This window comes from Paraburkholderia sp. JHI869 (assembly GCF_038900775.1).
In the GTDB taxonomy this organism is placed as follows: Bacteria; Pseudomonadota; Gammaproteobacteria; order Burkholderiales; family Burkholderiaceae; genus Paraburkholderia.
In genome coordinates this window covers 104,372-126,998 of the sequence record NZ_JAYMSC010000004.1, presented here as the reverse complement: position 1 = coordinate 126,998, position 22,627 = coordinate 104,372, and the positions used below count along the sequence as shown (strand labels likewise).

23 protein-coding genes and 1 pseudogene are annotated in these 22,627 nt (G+C 62.5%); 14 read left to right on the top strand and 10 right to left on the bottom strand.

Annotation, left to right across the window (positions count from 1 at the left end; all coding sequences use genetic code 11):
• Window positions 1-31: 31 nt before the first annotated feature.
• The 8 genes from VSR72_RS09630 to VSR72_RS09595 all read left to right on the top strand — a co-directional run bounded on the left by VSR72_RS09630 (window position 32) and on the right by VSR72_RS09595 (window position 9,966).
• Complete coding sequence (locus VSR72_RS09630) at window positions 32-1,000, top strand: type II secretion system F family protein (RefSeq protein WP_342952426.1); 969 nt, start codon at window positions 32-34, stop codon at window positions 998-1,000.
• Between the two features lie 183 nt (window positions 1,001-1,183).
• Window positions 1,184-1,561 carry a TadE/TadG family type IV pilus assembly protein gene (locus tag VSR72_RS09625; RefSeq protein ID WP_342952151.1) on the top strand — a complete coding sequence of 126 codons (378 nt, stop codon included), beginning with the start codon at window positions 1,184-1,186 and terminating at the stop codon, window positions 1,559-1,561.
• Between the two features lie 47 nt (window positions 1,562-1,608).
• Window positions 1,609-2,691 (top strand): TadG family pilus assembly protein, encoded by a 1,083-nt coding sequence (locus tag VSR72_RS09620; protein WP_342952150.1) that lies wholly within the window; start codon window positions 1,609-1,611, stop codon window positions 2,689-2,691.
• 196 nt (window positions 2,692-2,887) lie between these two features.
• Window positions 2,888-3,889, top strand: a complete 1,002-nt coding sequence (gene waaC, locus VSR72_RS09615; RefSeq protein ID WP_342952425.1) for a lipopolysaccharide heptosyltransferase I — start codon at window positions 2,888-2,890, stop codon at window positions 3,887-3,889.
• A 181-nt stretch (window positions 3,890-4,070) separates the two neighbouring features.
• Complete coding sequence (locus VSR72_RS09610; RefSeq protein ID WP_342952149.1) at window positions 4,071-4,955, top strand: Kdo hydroxylase family protein; 885 nt, start codon at window positions 4,071-4,073, stop codon at window positions 4,953-4,955.
• A 109-nt stretch (window positions 4,956-5,064) separates the two neighbouring features.
• On the top strand, window positions 5,065-6,372 hold the full coding sequence (gene waaA / locus VSR72_RS09605) for a lipid IV(A) 3-deoxy-D-manno-octulosonic acid transferase (protein ID WP_342952148.1): 1,308 nt from the start codon (window positions 5,065-5,067) through the stop codon (window positions 6,370-6,372).
• Window positions 6,373-6,438: 66 nt separating this feature from the next.
• Window positions 6,439-7,482 carry a glycosyltransferase gene (locus tag VSR72_RS09600; RefSeq protein ID WP_342952147.1) on the top strand — a complete coding sequence of 348 codons (1,044 nt, stop codon included), beginning with the start codon at window positions 6,439-6,441 and terminating at the stop codon, window positions 7,480-7,482.
• Window positions 7,483-7,962: 480 nt separating this feature from the next.
• Window positions 7,963-9,966, top strand: coding sequence for an acyltransferase family protein (locus tag VSR72_RS09595; RefSeq protein WP_342952146.1), 2,004 nt, complete (start codon window positions 7,963-7,965; stop codon window positions 9,964-9,966).
• A gap of 27 nt (window positions 9,967-9,993) precedes the next feature.
• On the opposite strand, the gene ureG is transcribed toward VSR72_RS09595, so the two are convergent.
• From ureG to VSR72_RS09560, 7 genes are all read right to left on the bottom strand, one after another.
• On the bottom strand, window positions 9,994-10,644 hold the full coding sequence (gene ureG / locus VSR72_RS09590; RefSeq protein WP_342952145.1) for an urease accessory protein UreG: 651 nt from the start codon (window positions 10,642-10,644) through the stop codon (window positions 9,994-9,996).
• 14 nt (window positions 10,645-10,658) lie between these two features.
• Window positions 10,659-11,339: an urease accessory UreF family protein gene (locus VSR72_RS09585; protein WP_342952424.1), complete on the bottom strand. Its 681-nt coding sequence runs from the start codon at window positions 11,337-11,339 to the stop codon at window positions 10,659-10,661.
• The gene (gene ureE, locus VSR72_RS09580; RefSeq protein ID WP_342952144.1) at window positions 11,326-11,955 is read right to left on the bottom strand and encodes an urease accessory protein UreE; all 630 of its coding nucleotides are present in this window, start codon (window positions 11,953-11,955) and stop codon (window positions 11,326-11,328) included. Before ureE ends, VSR72_RS09585 begins: the two co-directional genes overlap by 14 nt.
• Window positions 11,956-11,964: 9 nt before the next feature.
• The gene (gene ureC / locus VSR72_RS09575; RefSeq protein ID WP_342952143.1) at window positions 11,965-13,671 is read right to left on the bottom strand and encodes an urease subunit alpha; all 1,707 of its coding nucleotides are present in this window, start codon (window positions 13,669-13,671) and stop codon (window positions 11,965-11,967) included.
• Between the two features lie 42 nt (window positions 13,672-13,713).
• The gene (locus VSR72_RS09570) at window positions 13,714-14,019 is read right to left on the bottom strand and encodes an urease subunit beta (RefSeq protein ID WP_342952142.1); all 306 of its coding nucleotides are present in this window, start codon (window positions 14,017-14,019) and stop codon (window positions 13,714-13,716) included.
• A gap of 17 nt (window positions 14,020-14,036) precedes the next feature.
• Window positions 14,037-14,339, bottom strand: coding sequence for an urease subunit gamma (gene ureA, locus VSR72_RS09565; RefSeq protein WP_017773123.1), 303 nt, complete (start codon window positions 14,337-14,339; stop codon window positions 14,037-14,039).
• 257 nt (window positions 14,340-14,596) lie between these two features.
• Complete coding sequence (locus tag VSR72_RS09560; protein ID WP_342952141.1) at window positions 14,597-15,502, bottom strand: urease accessory protein UreD; 906 nt, start codon at window positions 15,500-15,502, stop codon at window positions 14,597-14,599.
• 293 nt (window positions 15,503-15,795) lie between these two features.
• On the opposite strand from VSR72_RS09560, the pseudogene VSR72_RS09555 reads away from it, so the two are divergent.
• The 6 genes and pseudogenes from VSR72_RS09555 to VSR72_RS09530 form a co-directional block, all read left to right on the top strand.
• Window positions 15,796-16,014, top strand: a pseudogene (locus VSR72_RS09555) (transposase); the annotation flags it as partial.
• A complete protein-coding gene (locus VSR72_RS09550) occupies window positions 16,011-16,226 on the top strand; it encodes a hypothetical protein (RefSeq protein ID WP_342952140.1) in 216 nt (71 codons plus the stop codon). The pseudogene VSR72_RS09555 and the gene VSR72_RS09550, both read left to right, overlap by 4 nt.
• A gap of 320 nt (window positions 16,227-16,546) precedes the next feature.
• Window positions 16,547-17,125, top strand: coding sequence for a PAAR domain-containing protein (locus VSR72_RS09545; protein ID WP_342952139.1), 579 nt, complete (start codon window positions 16,547-16,549; stop codon window positions 17,123-17,125).
• Between the two features lie 3 nt (window positions 17,126-17,128).
• A complete protein-coding gene (locus tag VSR72_RS09540) occupies window positions 17,129-17,923 on the top strand; it encodes a hypothetical protein (RefSeq protein WP_342952138.1) in 795 nt (264 codons plus the stop codon).
• A 2-nt stretch (window positions 17,924-17,925) separates the two neighbouring features.
• A complete protein-coding gene (locus tag VSR72_RS09535) occupies window positions 17,926-18,159 on the top strand; it encodes a hypothetical protein (RefSeq protein WP_342952137.1) in 234 nt (77 codons plus the stop codon).
• Between the two features lie 300 nt (window positions 18,160-18,459).
• On the top strand, window positions 18,460-19,527 hold the full coding sequence (locus VSR72_RS09530; protein WP_342952136.1) for a purine nucleoside permease: 1,068 nt from the start codon (window positions 18,460-18,462) through the stop codon (window positions 19,525-19,527).
• Between the two features lie 142 nt (window positions 19,528-19,669).
• Here the strand turns inward: VSR72_RS09530 and VSR72_RS09525 are convergent, their stop codons facing one another.
• From VSR72_RS09525 to VSR72_RS09515, 3 genes are all read right to left on the bottom strand, one after another.
• Window positions 19,670-20,242, bottom strand: coding sequence for an OsmC family protein (locus tag VSR72_RS09525; protein WP_342952135.1), 573 nt, complete (start codon window positions 20,240-20,242; stop codon window positions 19,670-19,672).
• Window positions 20,243-20,287: 45 nt separating this feature from the next.
• Window positions 20,288-21,220: a hypothetical protein gene (locus VSR72_RS09520; RefSeq protein WP_342952134.1), complete on the bottom strand. Its 933-nt coding sequence runs from the start codon at window positions 21,218-21,220 to the stop codon at window positions 20,288-20,290.
• A 279-nt stretch (window positions 21,221-21,499) separates the two neighbouring features.
• Window positions 21,500-22,492, bottom strand: coding sequence for an AraC family transcriptional regulator (locus VSR72_RS09515; RefSeq protein WP_342952133.1), 993 nt, complete (start codon window positions 22,490-22,492; stop codon window positions 21,500-21,502).
• Window positions 22,493-22,627 lie beyond the last annotated feature (135 nt).

Below are 22,627 nucleotides of genomic sequence, written 5' to 3'. Positions count from 1 at the left end.
CGCACCATCATCAAAACTCAAGGGGGGAGCCATGTTAGCGCTCGATTCGACGCGGTTGCTGTTGCTGGTCTGTCTGTTTGCCTGCGTGTTCGGCCTGTCTTTGGCAGCCATGTATGTCCTTGCACCCAAGGCCATGCGGCGGCGCATTGAACAAGTGGGTGGCGGCCGCAGCGCGCCTGTTCCGGGGATGCAGCCGGATGCCACCGGGGAGGCCTGGTACGAAAAGCTCGTGCAGATCTCCGAGCCGCTTTCCCGGCTCTCGACGCCGAAGGAAGGCTGGGAGGTCTCGGCGCTGCGCGTGAGACTGATGAACGCGGGCTGGCGCTCGCCGGGTGCCGTCGCGATCTTCTTCGGCACTCGTACCGTGCTGGCACTGCTGCTGCCCACGCTTGCGGCCATGTGGATGATTAGCGGCGGCGGGGCGGCAAGTTCGGTCACGAAGTTTGCAGTGGTTCTGGTGACGCTGGTGGCGTTCGGCTACTACCTGCCGGCACTGGTGATCGCGCGCGTGGTTGCGCGCCGCAAACGCGCGATCTTCGAGGACTTCCCCGACGCCATCGATCTGCTGACGGTCTGCGTCGAGGCGGGCCTCGGTCTCGATGCCGCGTTGATGCGCGTGGCACAGGAGATCAGGTTGCGCAGCGCAGTGGTCGCCGACGAACTGGACCTCACGCTTCTGGAGATGCGCTCGGGTTACACGAAGGAAAAAGCGTTGCGCAACCTCGCCATGCGCACAGGTGTTGAAGACGTCGACTCCTTCAGCACGATGCTCATCCAGGCAGAGCGTTTCGGCACCAGCATCGGCGATTCGCTGCGTGTGCTCTCCGATACGCTGCGCACGCGCCGTCGCATGCTTGCCGAGGAAAAGGCCGCAAAGATCGCGCTCAAGCTGCTGTTTCCGCTGATGTTCTGCATCTTTCCGGCGCTGATGGTGGTGCTGATGGGGCCGGCGATGCTGCATATCTATCGGACGATGCTGCCGACCATGAACGGCGGCTAGCGGCGGGCTGGAACGCGCGACACGAATAGAGCAAGCCCAGCAAGGGCGTTTTGATCGGGGGAAGTCATGAAAACTGCAAAGACCGGCGCGCTGTCACTTCCGTCAGGCCCGGGACGGGGAAATAGGGGCGCAACGAGCCCACGGCGCAGGCGCGGCCGGCGCGCACAGCGTGGCGTGGCTGCGGTGGAGTTTGCCCTCGTGCTGCCGGTGCTGCTCATCTTGCTGTTCGGCATCATCGAAATGGGCTTGTTCCTTTACGACAAGGCCGTGATCACCAACGCCAGTCGGGAAGGCGCCCGCGCCGGAGTCGTGCTCAAGAGCCCGAAGCCCACTGCAAGCGACGTCCAGACAGTCGTGACGAACTACACGTCGAGCTACCTGCTGACGTTCGGTACGCAGAATACGCCGGTGGTCACGACGACCGGGGCTGGCGGCAATTTCGGCCAACCGCTTTCGGTGACCGTCACGTACCAGTACAACGGCCTGGCTTTGGGACGCATGGTGGCGCCCATCACAGGGGCACTGACGCTGTCCTCCACGACCGTCATGAACAACGAATAAAGGGGGCAATCATGCGCACGGGGAGAAGACGCAAGGAGAGAGGGGCAGTGGCCATCACGGTCGCCGTCTTCATGATCTTTCTGCTGGGGACCGCGGCGATGGCCATCGACATCGGCAATCTGATGGTCGCCCGAAACGAACTTCAGAATGCGGCTGACGCGGCCGCGCTGGCGGGCGCGGGCTGTCTGAAACCGCGCAGCGAGTGCAGCAACACCACCGCGACCCAGCCGGATTTCACGACGGCGTCAGCGACAGCGTCAACGTTCTCGACGTCGACCTCGACCAACCAGGTCCAGGGTGCCTATGTGCAGACGAGTACGGTCGCGACGGGATACTGGAACGCTACGGGAACACCCTACGGCCTCGAGGCGTTGCCGTTCACACCGGGAGCGAACGACCTGGCCGCCGTGCAGGTGACCATCCGCAAGGACGGCTCGAACACGAACGGATCGGTGAAGGGCTTTCTGAGCAACGTGTTCGGCATCAATATCCTCAAAGCCAGTGCGGTGGCAACGGCCGTGCTGTCTTCGCCTGGCAATGTGGGACCTGGCGGGCTCTTTCCCATGGCGATGTCGCAATGCCTGTACAACACTTACTGGAATTCGTCGACCAATTCACCGAAGCTCTCGCCCACCAGCGGCACCGTGTCCGGCTTCTCAACGCCCCAGGTTGCGGGACAGCCGTACATCTTCCAGATCGGATCCAGCTACCAGTACGGAACCTGTCAATCCGGTCAATGGACCACATTTAGCTCGACTAATAACAGTGCCAGCTATGCCAGTGGCCTGTTGACGAGCGGCAACCCCACCACGCTCTCGATCGGTGCTTCGCCGGGGACGTATATCCAGACAGGCGAGGAAAACTCGGTGTTCAAGAATGCTGCCCAGTGTAGCGCCGCGGGCAACGGGCAATGCGCCTGGGCGACGGTGACTGTGGTGAGCGACCCGTCGACGAGCGGGTATCAGCCGGTCCTGGCATTTGCTTGCCTGCACATTCTCGATGCGAGCAACGGCTCGACGCCCTATGTGCTCGTGCAGATGTCCAACGACATGAGCCACTGCGAGACCGCCAATTCGGGTGGGGTTGGGCCGAGTTACGGGGCGTACACACCGCCGAGGCTGGTTCAGTAAGCAAGTTTTGCCGCCGGAGAGCGCAAGCGGCGTGCCGCTTGCGCCTCGATACGGGTTTGCGTGGCGGCGGCTTCTTTGGGCCCCGAGGCCTTTGGGGGAGTGGCGCACATGCCCGCGCTTTCTCCCCCCTTTTTCGCTTATCTTCGCCCGGCGCGCTAAAATTGCGGACCTTTTTAATTCGTCCGCACAAAGAACCCTGAGCGTGCAAAAGATCCTCATCGTGCGCGTGTCGTCGCTTGGCGACGTCGTCCACAACATGCCCGCCATCGCCGATATCCGGCGACGCTACCCCGACGCGCAGATCGACTGGCTCGTCGAAGAGAGCTTCCAGTCGCTCGTCGAGCTCGTGGAGGGCGTGCGCCGCGCGATCCCGTTTTCGCTGCGCCGCTGGCGCAAAGGCCTCTTCTCGGCCGCCAACTGGCGCGAGATCGGCGCGTTCCGGCGTGCGCTCGCGGCGGAGAAGTACGACCTCGTGATCGACTGCCAGGGCCTCATCAAGACGGCCTGGGTCGCGAGCTGGGCGCGCGGGCCGCTTGTTGGTCTGGGCAACCGCACCGATGGCGCCGGCTACGAATGGCCCGTGCGCTTTTTCTACGACCGCTCGATTCGCATCGAGCCGCGCACCCACGTGGTCGAGCGCACGCGCCAACTGGTTGCGGGCGCGCTCGATCTCGCGCCGCCTTCGGTTACCGACGACATCGACTTCGGCCTCGACACCTATCGCGCCGCGCAGGCGCTCGCCGGCGTCGGGCTGAACCTGCCGGTGCCCTATGTGGTGTTCGTGCATGCCACCTCGCGCGCCGACAAGCAGTGGCCTGACCAGCACTGGATCGAGCTGGGCCAGGCGCTCGTGCGGCGCGGTGCGTCGCTCGTGCTGCCCTGGGGCAGCGAGGCCGAGCGCGCCACGAGCGAGCGCCTCGCGCGCGAATTCGGCGAAGCGGCGATCGTGCCGCCCAGGCTTTCGCTGCCAGCGGTGGTCGGCCTCATCGACGGCGCGGCGGCCACGGTGGGCGTGGACACGGGCCTCGTGCACATCGCGGCGGCGCTGAAGCGCCCGAGCGTCGAGTTGTACAATTTCGCGACCGCCTGGCGCACGGGCGGTTACTGGTCGCCGAACGTCGTCAATCTGGGCACGGCAGGCCAGCCGCCAACGCTCGCGCAGGTGAAGGGCGCGCTGGCGGGCTTCGGGTTGCTGTAGCGGCGCGCCGTCGCAGCGCGGGCGCCCGGCAGACTGCGGCGCGTCAAGGCGCGCCCCAGAGGCTGCGGGTATAAGAATCGGCGCTCACGACGGTGCACGAACGTGCAAAGTGAGCGCCAGGGCCTGGCCGGCATGGCCTACACCGGCAGGCAATCAGATCCATCGCTTCCAGGGGCGACTCATGAACGAATCCCAGATCATCGAAATCACTTCCGCCGATTGGCAAGGCCAGCAGCTCTCGCAACCGCGCGAAACGCTGCTCGATGCCGTCGAGCAGGGCAAGGTGCTGTATTTCCCGAACCTGGCCTTTGCGATCGAAGGCGGCGAGCGCGCGCTGCTCGACCCCGCGATCGCCGACCCCAAGCGCAAGAACATCAGCCTCGACCCGAACGGCGGCGCGCTCCACGGCGTGCTCGGCGACACCGTCACGCAGACGGCCGTGCGCGCGTTGATCGCGCGCTACCAGACGTGCGCGCGCACGCTGGTCGATGGCCTCTTCCCCGAGTACATAGGCAAGCTGCGCGTCGCGCCCACGAGCCTGCGTCTGCATCAGGTGGAAACGCGTGAGACCTCGTGGCGCAAGGACGATTCGCGCCTGCACGTGGATGCGTTTCCCTCGCGCCCGAACTACGGCGAGCGCATCCTGCGCGTGTTCACCAACGTCAACCCGAACGGCGTGCCGCGCGTGTGGCGCGTGGGTGAGCCGTTCGAGGACATGGCCAGGCGCTTCCTGCCGAACATCAAGCCGCAGTTTCCGGGCTCGGCGTGGCTGCAGAATCTGCTGCACATCACGAAGTCGCCGCGCAGCGAGTACGACCATCTGATGCTCAACCTCCACGACGGCATGAAGGCCGATCTCGAGTATCAGAAAGCGAGCCCGCAGGAGACCATCGGCTTTCCGCCGGGCTGCGTGTGGGTGTGCTTCTCCGATCACACGTCGCATGCGGTGATGTCCGGTCAGTTCATGATGGAGCAGACCTTCTTCCTGCCGGCGAAAAACATGGTGCATCCCGAATGGGCGCCGCTCGGCATTCTCGAACGCCTCAAGGGCAAGGAACTGGTTTGAATCCACACGCGATGAGTCTGCCGATCGACGTGCCGATCAACGTGTCAACGGGCGCCTCCTGCCGCGCGGCCGCGGCGTTTCGCATCACCCTGGCCGTCGCGGAGGCCCGATGCTGAGAGCGATCTATCGCGCGGCCTGGTGGCTCATTGCACCGCTCGCGGTGCTGCGGCTTTTCATCCGCTCGCGGCGCGAGCGCGGCTATCGCGAGCATATCGGCGAGCGTTTTGGCTATAGCGCAGGGCGCTTGCCTGAAGACGATGCGCCGCTCATCTGGGTGCATGCCGTCTCCGTGGGCGAGACGCGCGCGGCGCAACCGCTCGTCGACGCGCTGCTGGCGGCGCGCCCCGACGCGCGCATCCTCCTCACGCACATGACGCCGGGCGGCCGCGCCACCAGCGAGCAGCTCTTCGGTGATCGCGTGCTGCGCTGCTACGTGCCGTACGACATGCCGCACGCGGTGCGGCGCTTCCTGCGCGCATGGCGGCCGTCGCTCGGGCTCGTGATGGAAACCGAGGTCTGGCCCACGCTCATCGACGAATGCAAGCACGCCGACGTGCCGCTCGTGCTCACCAACGCGCGCATGTCGGCGCGCTCGTTCAAGCGCGCGGCGAAATTTGGCGCGGGGACGCGCGAGGTGTTCGGTGGCTTCACGCGTGTACTCGCGCAAAGCCCGTCCGATGCGGAGCGCCTGACCGCGCTCGGCGCGCGCAACGTCGCGGTGCTCGGCAACCTCAAGTTCGACATGGCGAGCCCGCCGGCGCTGATCGCGCGTGGCCGAGACTGGCGTCGCGCGATCGGCGAGCGGCCAGTGTGGGTTGCGGCGAGCACGCGCGAAGGCGAAGAGGAACTCGTGCTGCAGGCCTTCGCGGCACTCAACGTGCCCGACGCGCTGCTGATTCTCGTGCCGCGCCACCCGCAGCGCTTCGACGAAGTGGCCGCGCTCGTGGAGCGCAAGAACTTCAAGCTCGAGCGGCGTTCGCGCTGGGCGCCGGCCGCGGCTGCCGCGGCTTCTGCGCATGAGGGCGTGCGCGTGCTGCCCCAGGACGTGAGCGTTCTGCTCGGCGACTCGATGGGGGAGATGGGCGCTTACTATGCTGCCGCCGATCTCGCGTTCATTGGCGGCAGTCTCTTGCCGCTCGGCGGACAGAATCTGATCGAAGCGTGCGCCGTGGGCGTACCGGTGCTGATCGGGCCGCACGTGTTCAACTTCACGCAGGCTACCGCCGATGCTACGGCCGCAGGCGCGGCCCTGCAGGTGCAGGATCCCGCCGATCTCGCGCGTGCCTTGCGCGAACTCTTCAACGACAAGTCGCGCCGGGTTGCCATGGGCGCAGCTGCAGCTGCGTTCGCGTCGCGCCACCGCGGTGCGACGGCGCGCACGGTGGACGTTATTCAGGCTCTCGTCTCAGATGTATGACTTCGTGCGCGGTAGCGCGTGCGCAAGTCGCTCAACGACAACATGGACACTGCTGGACCAGCGCTTATGACGAAGACGATCTCGCGAATCCTCATCGCGCATCCCCGCTTTCCACCGTTGGCCGACGACTATGTCGATGCCTTTGAGAAGGCGGGTGTGGAGGCGAAGACCTTCATCATTGAGGAGCACGTCCACTGGGTCTACCGCTACGTCTTTCGCAGGATCAACAAGCTCGCCCGTACGCTTCGCCTGGTGCCGAGAGGCACAGATTTATTTCGTAAGCACCATCTCGGCGAAGAAAACCATGTTGCGACCCGGCTCAGCGAAGTAGTGGCAGCCTATGCGCCCGATGTCGTGCTTTGCATTCACGGCAAAAGGGCCGAGATTTTCCAGCTGCGAGAGTCAAAGGTTTTGAAGGCCGGCTGGTGGGTCGAGCAAAGCGACAATTGGGCTGACCTGGAAGCGTCAACGCGCGACTTTGACCTCTACTTCGCATTCGCACCGGCTGTCGTTGAGGCGATACAGTCGCATGGGGGTGAAGCTCGCTACCTGCCGCACGGTGCAAATGTTCGTCAGCATTACCCGATTGATGGTAGTGCTAAGGAAATTGACCTGGTATTTGTCGGCGCATGGAGTCCTTGGCGCGATCAGGTCATTGCGAGCGCATTCGAGGTGACTCAGGACATCGCGCTCTATGGGCATTCCTGGCTCAAGAAAAGCCGGCTGCCACGCGATATGCTGCGTCGCATTCACAAGGGGGACTTGATCCTCGGTGCGCCTCTGAACGCGCTTCACAACAAGGCGCGCGTGGTCCTCAACGCCGACCGGACGGTACGGCTGGGCCTGAACATGAGGTACTTCGAAGTGCTCGCCAGCCGATCATGTCTGCTGACGGATAACGCGCTCGATCTTCACACGTACTTTGCCGATAACGAGCATTTGTGCGTCTATCAGGATCTCGAAGACATGCAGCGAAAGCTGCGATGGCTTCTCGACAACGAGGACGAGCGCCTGCGAGTCAGCGCGAACGGTTACCGGGAAGTCATGCAGCACCATACTTGCGACCACCGGGTGCAGGCATTCCTCGCGGCATTCAGCACAGCGCGTTGACGGGGCACACGCTCGCGAGCTCTTTGCGGGTGCGAAATCGGCTGATCAAACAGGCAACGATTGCTCCCCCCGATGACATTCCGAAATCGTCGTATCTGACTGATGCGAATCTTCATGTCGTCACGCGACAGCCAAATTTAACGTAGGAAAACTGATTGTTATTCAGCGATCGCTGCGCCACTGAGCGATTGTCTGTTATCTGTAAGTTCGATGTTTGAAAGGGTCAAACGCGGGTACGTGAAGGGCAATCTATAGACCCCTGAAGGGTGGCATATAGATGCATGAAAGGGTAGGGCGATTGCATGCCTTCACGCACGACAATGCGTACGTGTGCGCACATACGCTCAAGTCTGGGCGCATGTGTACTGGGTCCACGTGGTTGATTTGCGTTCGAGCCACGTCTTTCGTAAGGAACGCACTGCTCGATATCGGGATCGCTGGCGTCGGCCGCACCGATATGCAGGCAGCGAAGGACCGTCCATGCCACCGACGATTACCCCGCAAGTGCTGCCGGTTCCGTCCGCGACGGAAATCCTCGACAGCTCGCCCAATCGTGCCGCGACCCGCAGCGTAGCGACGCATGAATACCGGCCCCACGTCGACGGCCTGCGAGCGATTGCAGTGATGGGAGTGATTCTCTTTCATGCGTTCCCAAGCCGGATGGCAGGCGGATTCATCGGGGTCGACGTCTTCTTCGTTATATCCGGATATCTCATTACCACCATTATTCTCACCAACCTCGAGCGCGAAAAATTCAGTATCACTGATTTTTATGGGAAGCGTATTCGCCGAATCTTCCCCGCGCTTCTTCTTGTGTTGCTCTTCTGTGCGTCGGCTGGCTGGCTTGTGCTGTTGCGCGACGAGTACCGCCAACTTGGCAAACACATCATCGGTGGAACCTCCTTCGTTCAGAACTTTGTCTTGTGGGGTGAGAGCGGTTACTTCGATGGCGATCACGAGGCAAAGCCCCTGTTGCATCTCTGGAGTCTGGCGGTCGAAGAGCAATACTACATATTCTGGCCCTTGCTCTTGAGTTATGCATGGACGCATCGCTGGCGATTCACGGTCATGAATGGCGTGATCATTGTGGTCTCCTTTGGCCTTAGCGTATGGCTTGCCTTTCGGGATCCTGTTGCTGCTTTCTACTCGCCCCTTTCCCGCTTCTGGGAACTCATGGTTGGCGGCTCGCTTGCCTATGCCGCTTTGCATCGCTCAGATCTGGTCGGCCGGTACGGCAACCTCCTCTGTGTGCTGGGGATGGGGCTCTTGCTCTCGGGATTCATGCTGACCAATCATGAGCGAGCGTTCCCAGGATTTTGGGCACTATTGCCAACGTTGGGGACTTTCCTCGTCATTGCAGCGGGTTCAGGCGCGTGGATCAATCGCACTATTCTCTCGAGTCGACCCGTCGTGACTTGCGGGCTGATTAGCTACCCGCTTTATCTATGGCACTGGCCGCTGTTGTCTTTCGCGCATTTCGTCTGGCCGGACAATGGTCACGCCACGAAGATTGCGGTGGTATTGCTTTCCATCTTGCTGGCCTGGCTCACGCACCGCTTCGTCGAGAAGAAGATTCGCTGGCATCGCTCCGCGAATCGAACGGCGCTTCTGTTATCTGCCGGTCTCGTGCTAATGCTGGTGGGCGGCGTGGTGATCAAGGACGCGCTCATCAAACCCCGCTTCGACGCTGTGAACCTCGCGACGCGCACTGGGTGGGACTTCCTCGCGTCGAGGACGCCAGATGGGCAGGTTCGTGACGGCATCTATCCGTTGCACGAAGACCGGAAGGCCACGACGCTCTTTCTCGGCGACTCGCATGTCGCTCAATATGCCGAACGAATCTACGATGATGAAGAGCGCAACGCTTCACGCAACGGAGCCATCTTTGCTGTTGCTGCGGCTTGCCCCCCGATCCCCCACGTTTTCGATCAAAGTCTTCCGGCCGATTCAGGATGCTGGTCGGTCCGGCGCGAAGCACTCGCGAAGGCAGCAAATAGCCGAATTACCGCGGTTGTGATCGGCGGATATTGGAGTTATTACTTCAACGCCGCGGGCTATTACGTGGTTCGCGGGCAAAAGCAACTGAGTCTGGCCACGCCAGAAGGAAGGGCGGCAGCATTCGCCGAACTCGATCGGGAGGTCAGAGAGTTGCAGGCGGAGCACAAAAAGGTCTACGTGCTGCTCGACAATCCGATCGGTGACCCGTTTGACCCGCACGTATTCCTGTCGAGAATCGGGCGTTTCGACCCACGCCAGGCTGAGCAGCGGGTGAAAATCGACGGCCTGCAACAGAGCGTTCGCAAGCAGCTGATCGCGCTTGCCGAGCGCGATCATGCCTTACTCATCGACCCCGACGCACCCCTGTGTGTGGATGAAGCTTGCATCCGCGTGACGGGCAAATGGTCGGCCCTCTACGAGGACAGATCACATCTGAACCCGGACTGGCTCGTGAAGCACGCCGACTACATCGATCCGTCAATCTGAGCGATCGGTGGTGTGACCCCGATGTCTTCAAGCGTTATCGGTGACCAGCAGGCCCCGCTTTTCAATGAACGCGATCACCTGGTCGAGCCCGTCGAGCGCCTTCAGGTTGCACATCACGAAGGGGCGCTCGCTGCGCATTTTCTTCGCGTCGGAGGCCATGACGTCGAGGTTCGCGCCCACGAGCGGCGCGAGGTCGGTCTTGTTGATGACGAGCAGGTCCGACTTCGTGATGCCTGGGCCGCCCTTGCGCGGAATCTTTTCTCCGCCGGCCACGTCGATCACGTAGATCGTGAGGTCCGATAGCTCGGGGCTGAAGGTCGCCGCGAGATTGTCGCCGCCCGATTCGATGAAGACGATGTCCGCGTCGGGAAAGCGCGTGAGCATCTGATCGACGGCTTCGAGGTTGATCGACGCGTCTTCGCGGATCGCCGTGTGCGGGCAGCCGCCCGTCTCCACGCCCATGATGCGCTCGGCGGGCAGGGCGCCCGCGACGGTCAGGAGGCGCTGGTCTTCCTTCGTGTAGATGTCGTTGGTAATGGCGACGAGGTCGTAGCGCTCGCGCATGGCCTTGCAGAGCATTTCGAGCAAGGTCGTCTTGCCGGAGCCGACCGGGCCGCCCACGCCGACGCGCAGCGGCGGCAGTTTCTTCGTTCGTTTGCTGGGTGCGTGCGAATTCATGGTTCGTGTGTGTATCAGGAGCGGAAAAGCCGCGAGTACTGCGATTCGTGGCGCGCAGAAAGAACGCCGAGCTGCGGCGCGAAGGTGTTGAGCGCCTCGGGGGGCGTAGCGAGCGCGCGCACCACCGCTTTTTCGATTTCGGGCCGCAGCGAGACGATGATGCGTTGGCCCGCGAGCTGGCCGAGCGGCACCGCCTTGAGCGCGGCCGCCGTCTGGTTCTCGATCCAGCTGAACGCGTAAGCGGCGAGCGCAGCTTGTGGCGCGGCATCGTGGGCCCAAGCGGCAAACGCGAAGGCCGTGGGCTGCGCAATGGGCGTCATGCGCGCGAGCGTGGCACGACGCTCGGCGTCACCCCATTCGAGCTGCGCGCAGAGCTGGCGCAGCGACCAGCCCATCTGCGCGGTTTCGCGCCGCAGTTCAGCCGATTCGCGGCTCGCGACGAACTCCTCATTCGCCACGATGAGCGCCTGCGCGTCATGCGTGCGCCAGCGTTCGATCTGGTGCGCTAAAAAGGGTAGCTCGCCGCAAGCGAGCACGTTTGCGAGGCCGCCTGCAATCCAGTGCGCGGCGTCGTCGGCGTTCGTGACGAGTTGCGCATCGATTGCGGCCTCGAGTCCCTGTGAGTAGCTGAATGCGCCGATGGGCAATGCGGGCGACGCAAGATGCAGCAGGGCCGTGAGTTCAGCGATGTTCATGGCTGTGGTCGTGCGCGTGGCCGTCGCAATGACCGTGATCGTGGCCGCAATCGTGGTCATGCGCGTGATCGTCGCCATGGGCGTGATTGTGCGCATGCGCGTGGCCGTGGTGATCGTCGTACACGCGTTGCGCGAGTGCGTAGTCGTCGGCGAAGGTTTCGTCGTGGCCGTGGCGGTGGCCGCCGCCGTAAGCGCCCGATTCCGGCTGGAACGGCAACTGCGCGCGCTCCACTTGTGCTCCCAGGCGCTTGAGCATATCTTCGAGCACGGGGTCCGCTTCGAGCTTGAGCTCGTCGGCGCCCACTTCCACTGGCGTGTGGCGATTGCCCAGGTGATACGCCGCGCGCGTGAGCGTGAGGCGGTCCGGCGCACGTACACGCAGCACGCTTTCGGCCGCCGCGATCACGCGCACGAGACCGCCGTCGTCGGCCACGAGCATGTCGCCGTCGCGCAGCACCGTGCCGCGCGGCAGCACCACGCCCACTTCCTCGCCCGTGTCGAGCGTGGCCGCGAAGCGGCTCTTGCAGCGCGCGTCGTAGGGGAGCGTGAGCGTGGGCGCGCGCTGCATGAGCACGGGCGCCAGCTTCGCGTTGAGTAGTTTGTCGATCGTGCGCATGGCTAAACTTTAGAACAGGAAATAACGCTGTGCCATCGGCAGTACCGTGGCGGGCTCGCAGGTGAGCAACTGGCCGTCGGCGACGACCTGGTACGTCTCGGGATCGACGCTGATCGTGGGCTGCCACGCATTGTGAATCATGTCGGCCTTCGTCACGCTGCGGCAGTTGCGGACTGCCACGACGCGCTTTTGCAGGCCGTAGCGTTCGTGAACGCGCTTGTCGAGCGAGAGCTGCGAAACGAAGGTGAGCGAGGTTTGGGCGAGCGCGCGCCCGCGCGTGGCGAACATCTCGCGGTAATGCACGGGCTGCGGCGTCGGAATCGAAGCGTTCGGGTCGCCCATCTGCGCGAGCGCAATCATGCCGCCCTTAAGGATGAGCGAAGGCTTGATGCCGAAGAACGCCGGCTCCCAGAACACGAGATCGGCCCATTTGCCGGGCTCGAGCGAACCCACTTCGTGTGCGATGCCATGCGTGAGCGCAGGGTTGATCGTGTACTTCGCGACATAGCGCTTCACGCGGAAATTGTCGTTGCGCGCGTTGTCCCCGGGCAGGGCGCCGCGCTGCACCTTCATCTTGTGCGCGGTCTGCCACGTGCGGATGATCACTTCGCCCACACGGCCCATTGCCTGGGAATCCGAAGAGAGCATCGACAGTGCGCCGAGATCATGGAGGATATCTTCGGCGGCGATGGTCTCACGGCGGATGCGCGACTCGGCAAACGCAATATCTTCGGCAATCGACGGGTCGAGGTGATGGCACACCATCAGCATGTCGAGATGCTCGTCGAGCGTGTTGATCGTGTACGGGCGCGTGGGGTTCGTCGAGGAGGGCAGCACGTTCGCTTCGCCGCACACCTTGATGATGTCGGGCGCGTGGCCGCCGCCCGCGCCTTCAGTGTGGTACGTGTGGATCGTGCGGCCCTTGAAGGCGGCCACCGTCGCTTCCACGAAGCCCGACTCGTTGAGCGTGTCGGTGTGGATGGCCACCTGCGTATCCGTTGCGTCCGCAACGCTCAGGCAATTGTCGATGGCTGCGGGCGTCGAGCCCCAGTCTTCATGCAGCTTCAGGCCGATCGCGCCCGCGGCGATCTGCTCTTCAGCGGGTTTGGGCAAGCTCACGTTGCCCTTGCCGAGAAAGCCGAGGTTGATCGGCCAGCCGTCCGCGGCCTGCAGCATGCGCTCCATATGCCACGGGCCCGGCGTGCAGGTGGTGGCGTTGGTGCCCGTCGCGGGGCCGGTACCGCCGCCGAGCATAGTGGTCACGCCCGAGGCGAGCGCTTCGTCGATCTGCTGCGGGCTGATGAAGTGGATGTGCGTGTCGATGCCGCCCGCGGTGACGATCTGGCCTTCGCCCGCGATCACTTCGGTCGAAGCGCCGATGGGAATCGTCACGCCCGGCTGCACGTCGGGGTTGCCCGCCTTGCCGATCTTCCAGACACGGCCGTCCTTGATGCCGATGTCGGCCTTTACGATGCCCCAGTGGTCGATGATCACCGCGTTCGTGACGACGGTGTCCGCGACTTCCGCGTGCACTCGCTGCGACTGGCCCATGCCGTCGCGGATCACCTTGCCGCCGCCGAACTTCACTTCGTCGCCATAGACGGTGTAGTCGCGCTCGATCTCGATGATGAGTTCGGTGTCGGCGAGACGCACGCGGTCGCCGGTGGTGGGGCCGAACATCTCCGCGTAGGCGCGGCGGCCGATCTTCAATGTCATATCGGATTCCTGATGAAATCGCTTTTGTTCGCTCGACCGCGCTCAGAGCGGGCCCATCACCCGGCCGTTGAAGCCGTACACGGCGCGGTCTCCCGCGAGCGCCACAAGTTCGACGGTCCGCTCCTGTCCGGGCTCGAAGCGCACGGCCGTGCCCGCCGCAATGTTCAGGCGAAAGCCGCGAGCGGCTTCACGATCGAACGAGAGTGCGTCGTTGACTTCGTAGAAGTGGAAGTGCGAGCCGATCTGCACGGGGCGGTCGCCCGTGTTCGCCACCTTCACGGTGACGGTGTCGCGGCCCGCGTTGAGTTCGATTTCGCCGTCGTCGATCAGCATTTCGCCGGGGATCATGTGTGGCTCCTCCCGACTCAGGGGATCGGATGATGGACGGTGACGAGCTTGGTGCCGTCGGGGAAGGTCGCTTCGACCTGGATGTCGGGGATCATCTCGGGCACGCCTTCCATCACGTCGTCGCGCGTGAGCAGCGTGGTGCCGTAGTGCATGACCTCGGCGACGGTCTTGCCGTCGCGGGCCGCTTCCATGAGCGCCGCGCTGATGAAGGCGACTGCCTCCGGGTAGTTGAGCTTGAGTCCGCGGGCGCGGCGCCTTTCGGCGAGCAGCGCGGCGGTGAAGATCAGGAGCTTGTCTTTCTCGCGTGGCGTGAGCTTCATCGTTCTGGGTCGGTTGGGGCAAGTCTGGCGGCCCAGCTTACGGGAGCCAGCGCATTGGAACAAGGCTAGGCGCAGCTTGCGGCCTCGCGCGCGGCGCGCACGCATCGATGCAAGCCCACAGCAAGGTGTGTGCCAATGAAGGGGCCAGCGTGGATGCACCATTTTCGAGGCGCTTTTGCACCGCGTTGGCGTTGCTGCGCTGCGCTAGTGTGCGTAACGATGCTCGCGCGCACCGATGAGGTGCGTGTGATGCGCGCTCAGGTCGTCCACAAGCGCAACGGCGCGGCCTTCACGCCATGCACGAACGGACGCAGCGCCGTCCAGCACTGCGTGAGCGTGTTTTGCAGCGGTTCCATCGAACGCGCGACCACGCGCACGAGCAGGACGCCCGGCGCGATGCAGGTCGCGCCCGAGCGCAGGGCGTCGTCGAAGGGGAGGATGGCCGCGAGGTCTTGTGCGAGCGCCTCGTTGCACGCAGGGCCGATCGCCCACAGCACGCCGAAAGCGGGGTAGCCGGCGAGCCCTTGCGGCGCGTCGCGCAGCGGGTCGTTGGCGTCGATGAGCGCGCGTTCCAGCCAGAGCAGCTGATCGTCTGCGTCGCTTTCAGAGGCCGCGCGTGTCACGCGCGTGAGCGCTCGCACCATGCCCGCCGACCAGCGCTCGCCCGCAGCCTGGCGGCCCAGTTGCGTCGCGTCCCAGCCGATGGCCGTGGCCCCCTCGCCAAGCGTGAGCGCGAACTCGAGTTCGGCGTGGGCGTGGTCGAACACGAGGTTGTTCTGCGGCAGCCAGTCGAGTTTCGCGCCCGCGCCCACGCGCACGTTGATGCGCTGGCGCGCCACGCGGCCATTGGACTTGTACCACTTGGTCGCGCCCGGCGTGGTGAGCACGGCGTGCGCGCCATCGCCCACGTTCACGTCGATGTCGAGCCGGTCGCCGCCCGCGATGCCCGCCGGCGGATGCACGATCACCGCGTGACAGATCGCGTCGCCTTCGGGGTAGAGCGGCCGTTGCACGCGCAACGGTCCCGCGTGCAGGCGATGGGTGAGCGCCGTGCGCGCGCCTTGGCACTCGAAGCCGAGTTCGAGCTTCGCGGCCCATTCCTGGTGTGCGGTGCTGCGAAACGTGGTGTTGGCGAGGGCGGCGTGATCGACGTAGAGCGACATGCGTGACGAGGATAAAAGGCGGGGAATGGCGTGGAGGATAGCATGCGTGCCCGCGAGCGCTGTTCAGGCCCGCGAGAGACCCTGCACGCCAGAGTCGATGCATTTTTTTGGTTCATCGCAGGAAACCGTGGAGCTTTAAGGAGCGATTGCGTAACGTGAGACCTGACTTTGTGGAGGTCAGGAGGCAGCGTTGCTTGATCGCAAGTCACTTCAGGCGCTGCGTTGCTCGACGAATCGGCTCGAACGTGTGGAATGGCCGCAAGACGAAGGTCATACGCAGTTGCTATACCTGAAGCCGGTGAGCAAGGCTCGCTTCCCTTCAACTGTTCGCCCGGCTCCTGCGAGGCTACTGTCATGGAATCTTGGCGCGCTGCCGCCACCCACTCGATACGAGCGTCGTTGAAGGGATCAACAAAACGATCAAGGTCATCAAGCGCAGAGCTTACGGGTACGGCGACGAGGAATACTTCTTCCTCAAGATCCGGGCCGCGTTTCCCGGTAATCCTCGATGAATTTTATTTTGCCTTCGGCCTGGCGTCGCTCTGTTGGACATGTATGCGAAGTCGCAAGGGAATTTGGAAGCGAGAAAGAAGTTCATTCACGCATCGTTGCGCTCGACACGGGAACGCTCGATCTGCAGCTAGCGCTTGATCCTGCAACTGCAGGAAAATACTGGTTCTGGGCTACTCCATGCAGCTCAACAACGGTCTGGTCAATGAACTGAAACAGTGGGAGATCTTCTACAACGTGGCCCGACAAGGAAGGGGGGCCAATTGCGGGCTGTTCTACGCGACTACGCCAGCCAACTTCTACAGCGCGATCAGGTCGTAGCGTAGGGGATGACCAAGCGCATACCGATGATGAAACAATGGCTAGCAAGTCATCTTGCGGGCGAGCGGGGCGTTTAATCTCATGAAGGGAACTCCGGCGTCCCCCTATTCGGCTTTATGCGAAACGGATAAAGCGCAGGTTATCGTCCGACGATACCTGTCGACTTTCGCGCCCGGTTGCGGTATTTGTTACGACCTTCCATAGAGGTCGAGAATGAAGCGCAGCTATTTGAAGGTCGGCGACAAGTCCACCGCAAACGGCGTGGTGATCGAAGGGATTCCGTTCTGCTCCCACGAAGGGACAGAAATCACCTTCGTTGGTGCGAAAGTGAACTGTCCGTCATGCCACTCCATTGGGCACATCGTCGCCACCGGTCCACGCTTGCCGATGAAAATGATGGGGAAAGACCGCGCGCTCGAACGCGACCTTTGCGCGTGCAAATGCGACCCGCAGCCGACGATGATCGCGTCTCAGTCGAGCATGGTCGAGTCGTTCGACTCGAACGCATTGGCGAGCATGGGATTTGGTCCAAATGGACTGCCGATCGGGGCGTCGACCAGTCCCCACTGGATCAAGTTCGCCCTGTCGGAGAAAGGCAATTGTGAAGGACTTCAATGCGCTGCGCATTTCGCGGACGGCACCGTCGAGCATGGGACGTTCGACGCGAACAACGCCATCAGGTTTGCAAGGGAGACCAGCAGTCCTTGCACACGAGTTGAGATTCTGCAAAACAAAGGCGACGCCGCGTCAGGTTCCGTGCTCGGCGACCTGATGGGCGCGATGTTGGGATAAGCGATGTCCGACACACAAACGGCGACGCCCACCTTCACGGGCAACTATAGCGTGCAGCAAAAGCACGATCTCGGTAGCGGCATCCTTGATGCCGCGATTACCAACTGGGAAGCCGCTGCTACCAAGTTCGGCGCGGACGCCATCAAGGATGCGAACACGCGTCAACGATACGGCGCACACGTGAAAGCAATCTCTGACGAGGTTCGAAACGAAGTCGCAAACGGCACGATGTCCGTGAAAGAAGGTGCCGAATACTGCAATCGCATGCGTGATCAACTCTTTGTCGAATATCGGAAATACACGTCATCCGTCGGCGTTGCGGAGGCTGAACGCTTGAAGCTGACCTCGCGCGGATTCGACTATTATTTGGACAAGTATGCCCAGAAGCAGTTCGGGAGGCCGTTCAACACGCTGAGCGAAGCCGAGCGTAGCAAGATCTACTACTCGGTGATCGAATCAGCCGGCCGTTCCAACGCGACCGTCAACACTAAGGTCCGCAATTTGCAAGTGCGGGGAAAGGTGTTTCTCATCATTACAGCCCTTCTCGCGGCAGACAGCATAATCAACGCCAAGGACAAGGTGCGGGAAGCTGCGCGCCAGGGCAGCATCATTGCCGGCGGGATGTTGGGCGGTGGACTTGCTGGATTCGGAGTTTCGTTCATTTGCGGCCCGGCAGAGCCCGTGTGCGCCGTTGCGTTGGTCTATATCGGCAGCAGTCTCGGCGGAATGGCAGGTGAGGCTCTGAACGATGTCTACCAGGACGAACTCGACGAATTCAACACATGGTTGGTCCAGTAACTATGTCGACATCCACATTTCTGCTGCTCGCTGCGCTGATCGTATTTTCGGGCGCAGTGCTGATCATCAATATCGCCGGGCCGCGAAAATCTATCTACGACTACTGGAATCTGGACAGCGAGGATGACACGCAACCCACGAGGCTCGACGTGCTCCGTACGGATGCGATCTTCTACACTGCGGCGATTGTGTTCGTGGTTTCGATAGCGACCTACATCGCGTTGCGTCACTCGTAATTGGTACACTCTGCGGCGAAGCTCGGAAGGTCAAACGTCGGCGAGGATATTCGGGAGAAGCGACGCTGGCCCGAAGCGACGGCTTGGCTCGACACCTCATAGCGGCCAGCCTGTCTGCAATCAGTCTCCCCGGAAATTCGCGAAGAACCATTTTATTTTCTCCGCTTATACTCACCTCCACCTGAACGGCTCACGCCCAGGTCCCACGCTGCACGCCGATAAAAAGCACAACGTCAGTCGACAACACGGCACGCGATTCACGTTTCGCAACCGCAGTTCTTCCATAAGGTGGGGCCTCTTATGCTAAATCGTGCTTGTGGTGCAGTGATTTCATCGTTGCTCGTGGCCGGCGCGGCCGTTGCGCCATGCATCGCGCATGCCGACGACAGCGTCTCGCAGGACGACGGCGGCTCGCATGGCCGTGCGGTCAAGGTGATGATCATTTCGATGTTCGGACCGGAAGGCCAGGTGTGGCTCGATCATCTCGGACCGTGGCAGGACATCACGGTCGCGGGGCTGTCTCCTGACTACCCGACCGTGCACTGCAATCGTCAGGACGTCTGCGTGATGACGACGGGCATGGGGCACGCGAATGCCGCCGCGTCGATCATGGCGCTGACGTTCTCGCCTCGTTTCGACTTGCGACATACGTACTTCATGGTGGCCGGCATCGCCGGTATCGATCCGCAGCAGGGGACGGTCGGTTCCGCTGCCTGGGCGAACTGGCTCGTCGACTTTGGCATCCAGTGGGAAATCGACGGGCGCGAAATTCCGGCGGGCTGGAACACCGGCTATCTCGGCATCAACACGACGAGCCCGACGCAAAAGCCGCCGCTCGACTATCGCACGGAAGTGTTCCAGCTCAATCCGGCGCTCTCGAACGCGGCATTCGCGCTCTCGCGCAACGTGACGCTGAGCGACGATGCACAGGCGCAAGCCGCCCGCGCCAAGTACGGCTATGCGCCCGCGAACCGTCCGCCGACCGTGCTCCAGTGCGACACGCTCGCGGGCGACACCTGGTGGTCGGGCACCGACCTCGGCGAGCGCGCGCGCCAATGGACGAAGATCCTGACTGACGGCAAGGGCACCTATTGCACGACGCAGCAGGAGGACAACGCCACCTACGAGGCGCTCACGCGCGCGGCAAGCACGCATCGCGTCGACCTGAACCGTGTCGCGGTGCTGCGCGCTGGCTCGGACTTCGACCGGCCATACGCGGGCCAATCGAGCGCGGACAATCTGCTCAACTACGCGTCGCAGGGTGGCTTCACTATTGCGATCGACAATCTGTTCCTCACGGGCAATCCGCTCGTGCAGGACATCGTCACGCACTGGGGCGAATGGCGCGACGGCGTGCCGCGGCGGTAGCGCGATTGCCGCGTGGTGAAGGCTTCATCACTCAATAACTTGCGCGCCATCCTGTCTCGTTCGCAAAAGCCAGGATGGCGGCGCATAGGCTTGGACGGAAGCTGCCTCTGATGCCCTTCAAACCGCGACGCAAGTCGGCCGTTCACTCGACTACGAGCGTCGACTTCAAACCAACCGCATTCGCGAGGTTGTAGACGTTCGGCGACGTTGCCATCACCGCGTCATGCACTTGCGCGAATTGCTCCCTGGTCCCGCTTCCCCTGATACGAACGGTGTAGCGCAAACACTCGTAGCCGTTCGCGATCTGCGGGTCGAGTCCGAGAAACCCCCTCAGGTCGATATCGCCCTCGGTTTCGATCTCGAGCGATTGCAGCGTGAGCCCGCGAAGGGCGCACTGAGCGACATAGCCCACCGTCATGCATGCGTTCAAGGCGGCAATCAGATGCTCTTGAGGATTTGCAAACCGGTTCGAACCGCCGAGTTCGCAAGGCTCGTCGATATCGATCGTGAAGCGGCGCGGCACCTGCTGGCCACCCATTGAAAACCCTTCGACCGCCGCGCGGCTGTGCGCCTGGCCCAGCCAGGCGGTTGCGACCCGCCAACGGGTCGCGGCTTTCGAGGCATCGCGCCTGACGTCTTCAATCAGCGCACGCAGATCGTCGACGTTGAGTCCGTTGACGATGTGCGCGTCATTCAACTGTACATTGGCATTCATGCTGCTCTCCTTCAGGTTAAGTGCTGCGCTCATGCCGCACCTCGCTTAGTGCAGCGTGGCGAGCGCGGCCCGGATACGCATCCCCTGCTCTTCGGAGACGAGCCGATCCAGCACTTGCGCGAAATGGGGATGATGCATGCCGGAATGGATGTACTGCCACCGGTATGCGTGATGGAAACTCGCTTCGATCGAGGTGGCTTCAGGCTGGTCGACGGTACGCCCGCAGTTCGCAATGAAATACCGCGAGTCCGCTGCCGCCTGCACGCGCAAAATGCCGTCGATCGCCACGACCAGTTCGATGAATTCATTGATCGCCTGGTCGCGCTCCGCAGCCGTCAGCGTGGCGTCGTGCCGCTTCCATTCGAGTTCGTCGAGAATTGCGTGCTGACTTTCTTCCTTCCAGTGGTAAAGAAATACATTCCTGAAAAGTTCGGATAACTGATCGTCAGGATGAATGCTCTGGCGGTAGTGAATTTGCGTGAAGAGTTCGATATGCAGCGTCATGGCCTGCACGGCCCACGTGCTCTTGCCGAGCACTACCGAGGCAACCGCATCGGGATCCACGTCGAAGCGATAACCGGCAGGCAGCGTCTCGCCGATCATTTTCTCGATGCGCCGGAACAGTTCCTGGTGCTTGAGCTCTTCGTCGCTGAAGCGCACGAGCGCTTCGAGCGCCACCTGATCACCTAGCCAGTAGTCACGGCTCACCTCGAGAACCTTGGCGTTGATGAAGCGCTCTACCAGCCCGAACACGTTCGCGTAGGTGCGCCCCTGAATCTGGCTGACGAAGCGCTTCTCGTTCTCCGAGAGCATGGTGAAATCCGGCACCAGCGAGAGACCGTCTGGCAAATACTTCTGCGACATGTCGAAGGCGCGTCCGCCAATCACGTCACGATCGATGTCCCAATTGACCATTTTCGAGGCTCGAATGCATCGGGCGTAGCGATCACGATCGGACGGGCGCAATACTGCGTTCATGGAAGTTCTCCAGATATGGACCGTGAGGCGGTCCCGCGTTGAGTGTCGGTTCACCCGGCATAGCCAGTCCAATGTTCTGGCAGCCGGCACGCTCAATTTACGATTGGGAGTCTTGAACTTCCATGATCGAGCCGCCGAACGACATGACTGAAACGCCGGTTTGGCTCATTGATGCACAACGCGAAGCAGACGATGCGCTTCGGAGCGCACCGCGTTTCGAGCGATACGCCAATGGAACGGTAGGGCCGCAACACCGCTCGTATGTTCCGGGTGCTGCGCTTATGCGGCCACGTCGCCAGCTTTTTCTTTGCTCTTGCGCCAGCCTGCGGGCGGCATGCCGAATTCGCGTCTGAACGCGCGGCTGAACGCGGCTTCCGACTCATAGCCAATTTGTTCCGCAACAGCGGTGAGCGGCTTGCTGCCGGTCAGAAGTTCGTGCGCCGCAATCTGCATGCGCCATCTCGCGAGGTACTGCATGGGCGGTTGCCCGAGAAGGTCGGCAAAGCGTTGTGCCAGCGCGGAACGCGACAGGCCCACTTTGCGCGCAAGCTCGTCGACGGTCCAGGGATGCGCCGCCTGGGCATGAAGCAACGAGAGCGCGCGTCCAACGTAGCGATCACGCACGCCGGCAAGCCACCCGGTCTGGTTCTCAGGTAGCGCTTCAATACAGCTGCGAATCGCCTCGACGAACAGCAGCTCCGATAGCCTGGCAAGCACAATCGTGCCGCCGGCGCGTGATTCGGCTGCTTCAGCGGCTGCAAGTTCGAGCGACGACTCGAGCCATGCCGCGCGCGGATCCTGGCGCATGTCGATCTTGAAGAGTCGCGGCAGCGACGAGAGCAGCGGGTTGTTCAACGTATCGTCGCAAGCCAGAAAACCGCACACAAGGCGCGTGACCGAGCCACCGCCGCCATGGGACAACGCCATCACTTCGCCCGGTGCCGACGCCATCTCCGTGGCGAGCAGTGAGTCCGACGGCACGGGTGAGAGATCGATTGCACTGCCAATGATGTGTGTTTCGCCCTGAGGCACCACGATCAGTTCTCCGGCATGAACGTAAATAGCCGAGCCCGGATCGTCGGACAGCGTCACCCAGCAATTCCCCTCGACGACCAGATGATAGGAAACGACCCGCTCGGAAGCCGGCAAATAGGCGCCGCAGAGCGTTGCATCGGCGCGGCCGATCAGACACCACGGCGCAGTGAATGTCCCGTTCAGAAACACGGCGCCGCTCAGACGAATAGCGCGCAGAACATCGGAGACAGCATCCATGGATCGCTCGCGTGAAATGCGTTTTTCCTGGGTGATCAATCTGGCCGCCGATCGTTCGTCACCAGGGCCAAGCGCTACATCTTATACCCGCAGCTTCGTTCGATGACAGTTTGCTTACCGATGATTTCGATATGC

Excerpts from the sequence above, each read along its gene's own strand:
- VSR72_RS09630 (WP_342952426.1), top strand. The coding sequence starts at position 32 with ATGTTAGCGCTCGATTCGACGCGGTTGCTGTTGCTGGTCTGTCTGTTT.
- VSR72_RS09610 (WP_342952149.1), top strand. The coding sequence starts at position 4,071 with ATGAACGAATCCCAGATCATCGAAATCACTTCCGCCGATTGGCAAGGC.
- waaA (WP_342952148.1), top strand. The coding sequence starts at position 5,065 with ATGCTGAGAGCGATCTATCGCGCGGCCTGGTGGCTCATTGCACCGCTC.
- VSR72_RS09600 (WP_342952147.1), top strand. The coding sequence starts at position 6,439 with ATGACGAAGACGATCTCGCGAATCCTCATCGCGCATCCCCGCTTTCCA.
- VSR72_RS09595 (WP_342952146.1), top strand. The coding sequence starts at position 7,963 with ATGCCACCGACGATTACCCCGCAAGTGCTGCCGGTTCCGTCCGCGACG.
- ureG (WP_342952145.1), bottom strand. The coding sequence starts at position 10,644 with ATGAATTCGCACGCACCCAGCAAACGAACGAAGAAACTGCCGCCGCTG.
- VSR72_RS09585 (WP_342952424.1), bottom strand. The coding sequence starts at position 11,339 with ATGAACATCGCTGAACTCACGGCCCTGCTGCATCTTGCGTCGCCCGCA.
- ureE (WP_342952144.1), bottom strand. The coding sequence starts at position 11,955 with ATGCGCACGATCGACAAACTACTCAACGCGAAGCTGGCGCCCGTGCTC.
- ureC (WP_342952143.1), bottom strand. The coding sequence starts at position 13,671 with ATGACATTGAAGATCGGCCGCCGCGCCTACGCGGAGATGTTCGGCCCC.
- VSR72_RS09570 (WP_342952142.1), bottom strand. The coding sequence starts at position 14,019 with ATGATCCCCGGCGAAATGCTGATCGACGACGGCGAAATCGAACTCAAC.
- ureA (WP_017773123.1), bottom strand. The coding sequence starts at position 14,339 with ATGAAGCTCACGCCACGCGAGAAAGACAAGCTCCTGATCTTCACCGCC.
- VSR72_RS09560 (WP_342952141.1), bottom strand. The coding sequence starts at position 15,502 with ATGTCGCTCTACGTCGATCACGCCGCCCTCGCCAACACCACGTTTCGC.
- VSR72_RS09550 (WP_342952140.1), top strand. The coding sequence starts at position 16,011 with ATGAATTTTATTTTGCCTTCGGCCTGGCGTCGCTCTGTTGGACATGTA.
- VSR72_RS09545 (WP_342952139.1), top strand. The coding sequence starts at position 16,547 with ATGAAGCGCAGCTATTTGAAGGTCGGCGACAAGTCCACCGCAAACGGC.
- VSR72_RS09540 (WP_342952138.1), top strand. The coding sequence starts at position 17,129 with ATGTCCGACACACAAACGGCGACGCCCACCTTCACGGGCAACTATAGC.
- VSR72_RS09535 (WP_342952137.1), top strand. The coding sequence starts at position 17,926 with ATGTCGACATCCACATTTCTGCTGCTCGCTGCGCTGATCGTATTTTCG.
- VSR72_RS09530 (WP_342952136.1), top strand. The coding sequence starts at position 18,460 with ATGCTAAATCGTGCTTGTGGTGCAGTGATTTCATCGTTGCTCGTGGCC.
- VSR72_RS09525 (WP_342952135.1), bottom strand. The coding sequence starts at position 20,242 with ATGAATGCCAATGTACAGTTGAATGACGCGCACATCGTCAACGGACTC.
- VSR72_RS09520 (WP_342952134.1), bottom strand. The coding sequence starts at position 21,220 with ATGAACGCAGTATTGCGCCCGTCCGATCGTGATCGCTACGCCCGATGC.
- VSR72_RS09515 (WP_342952133.1), bottom strand. The coding sequence starts at position 22,492 with ATGGATGCTGTCTCCGATGTTCTGCGCGCTATTCGTCTGAGCGGCGCC.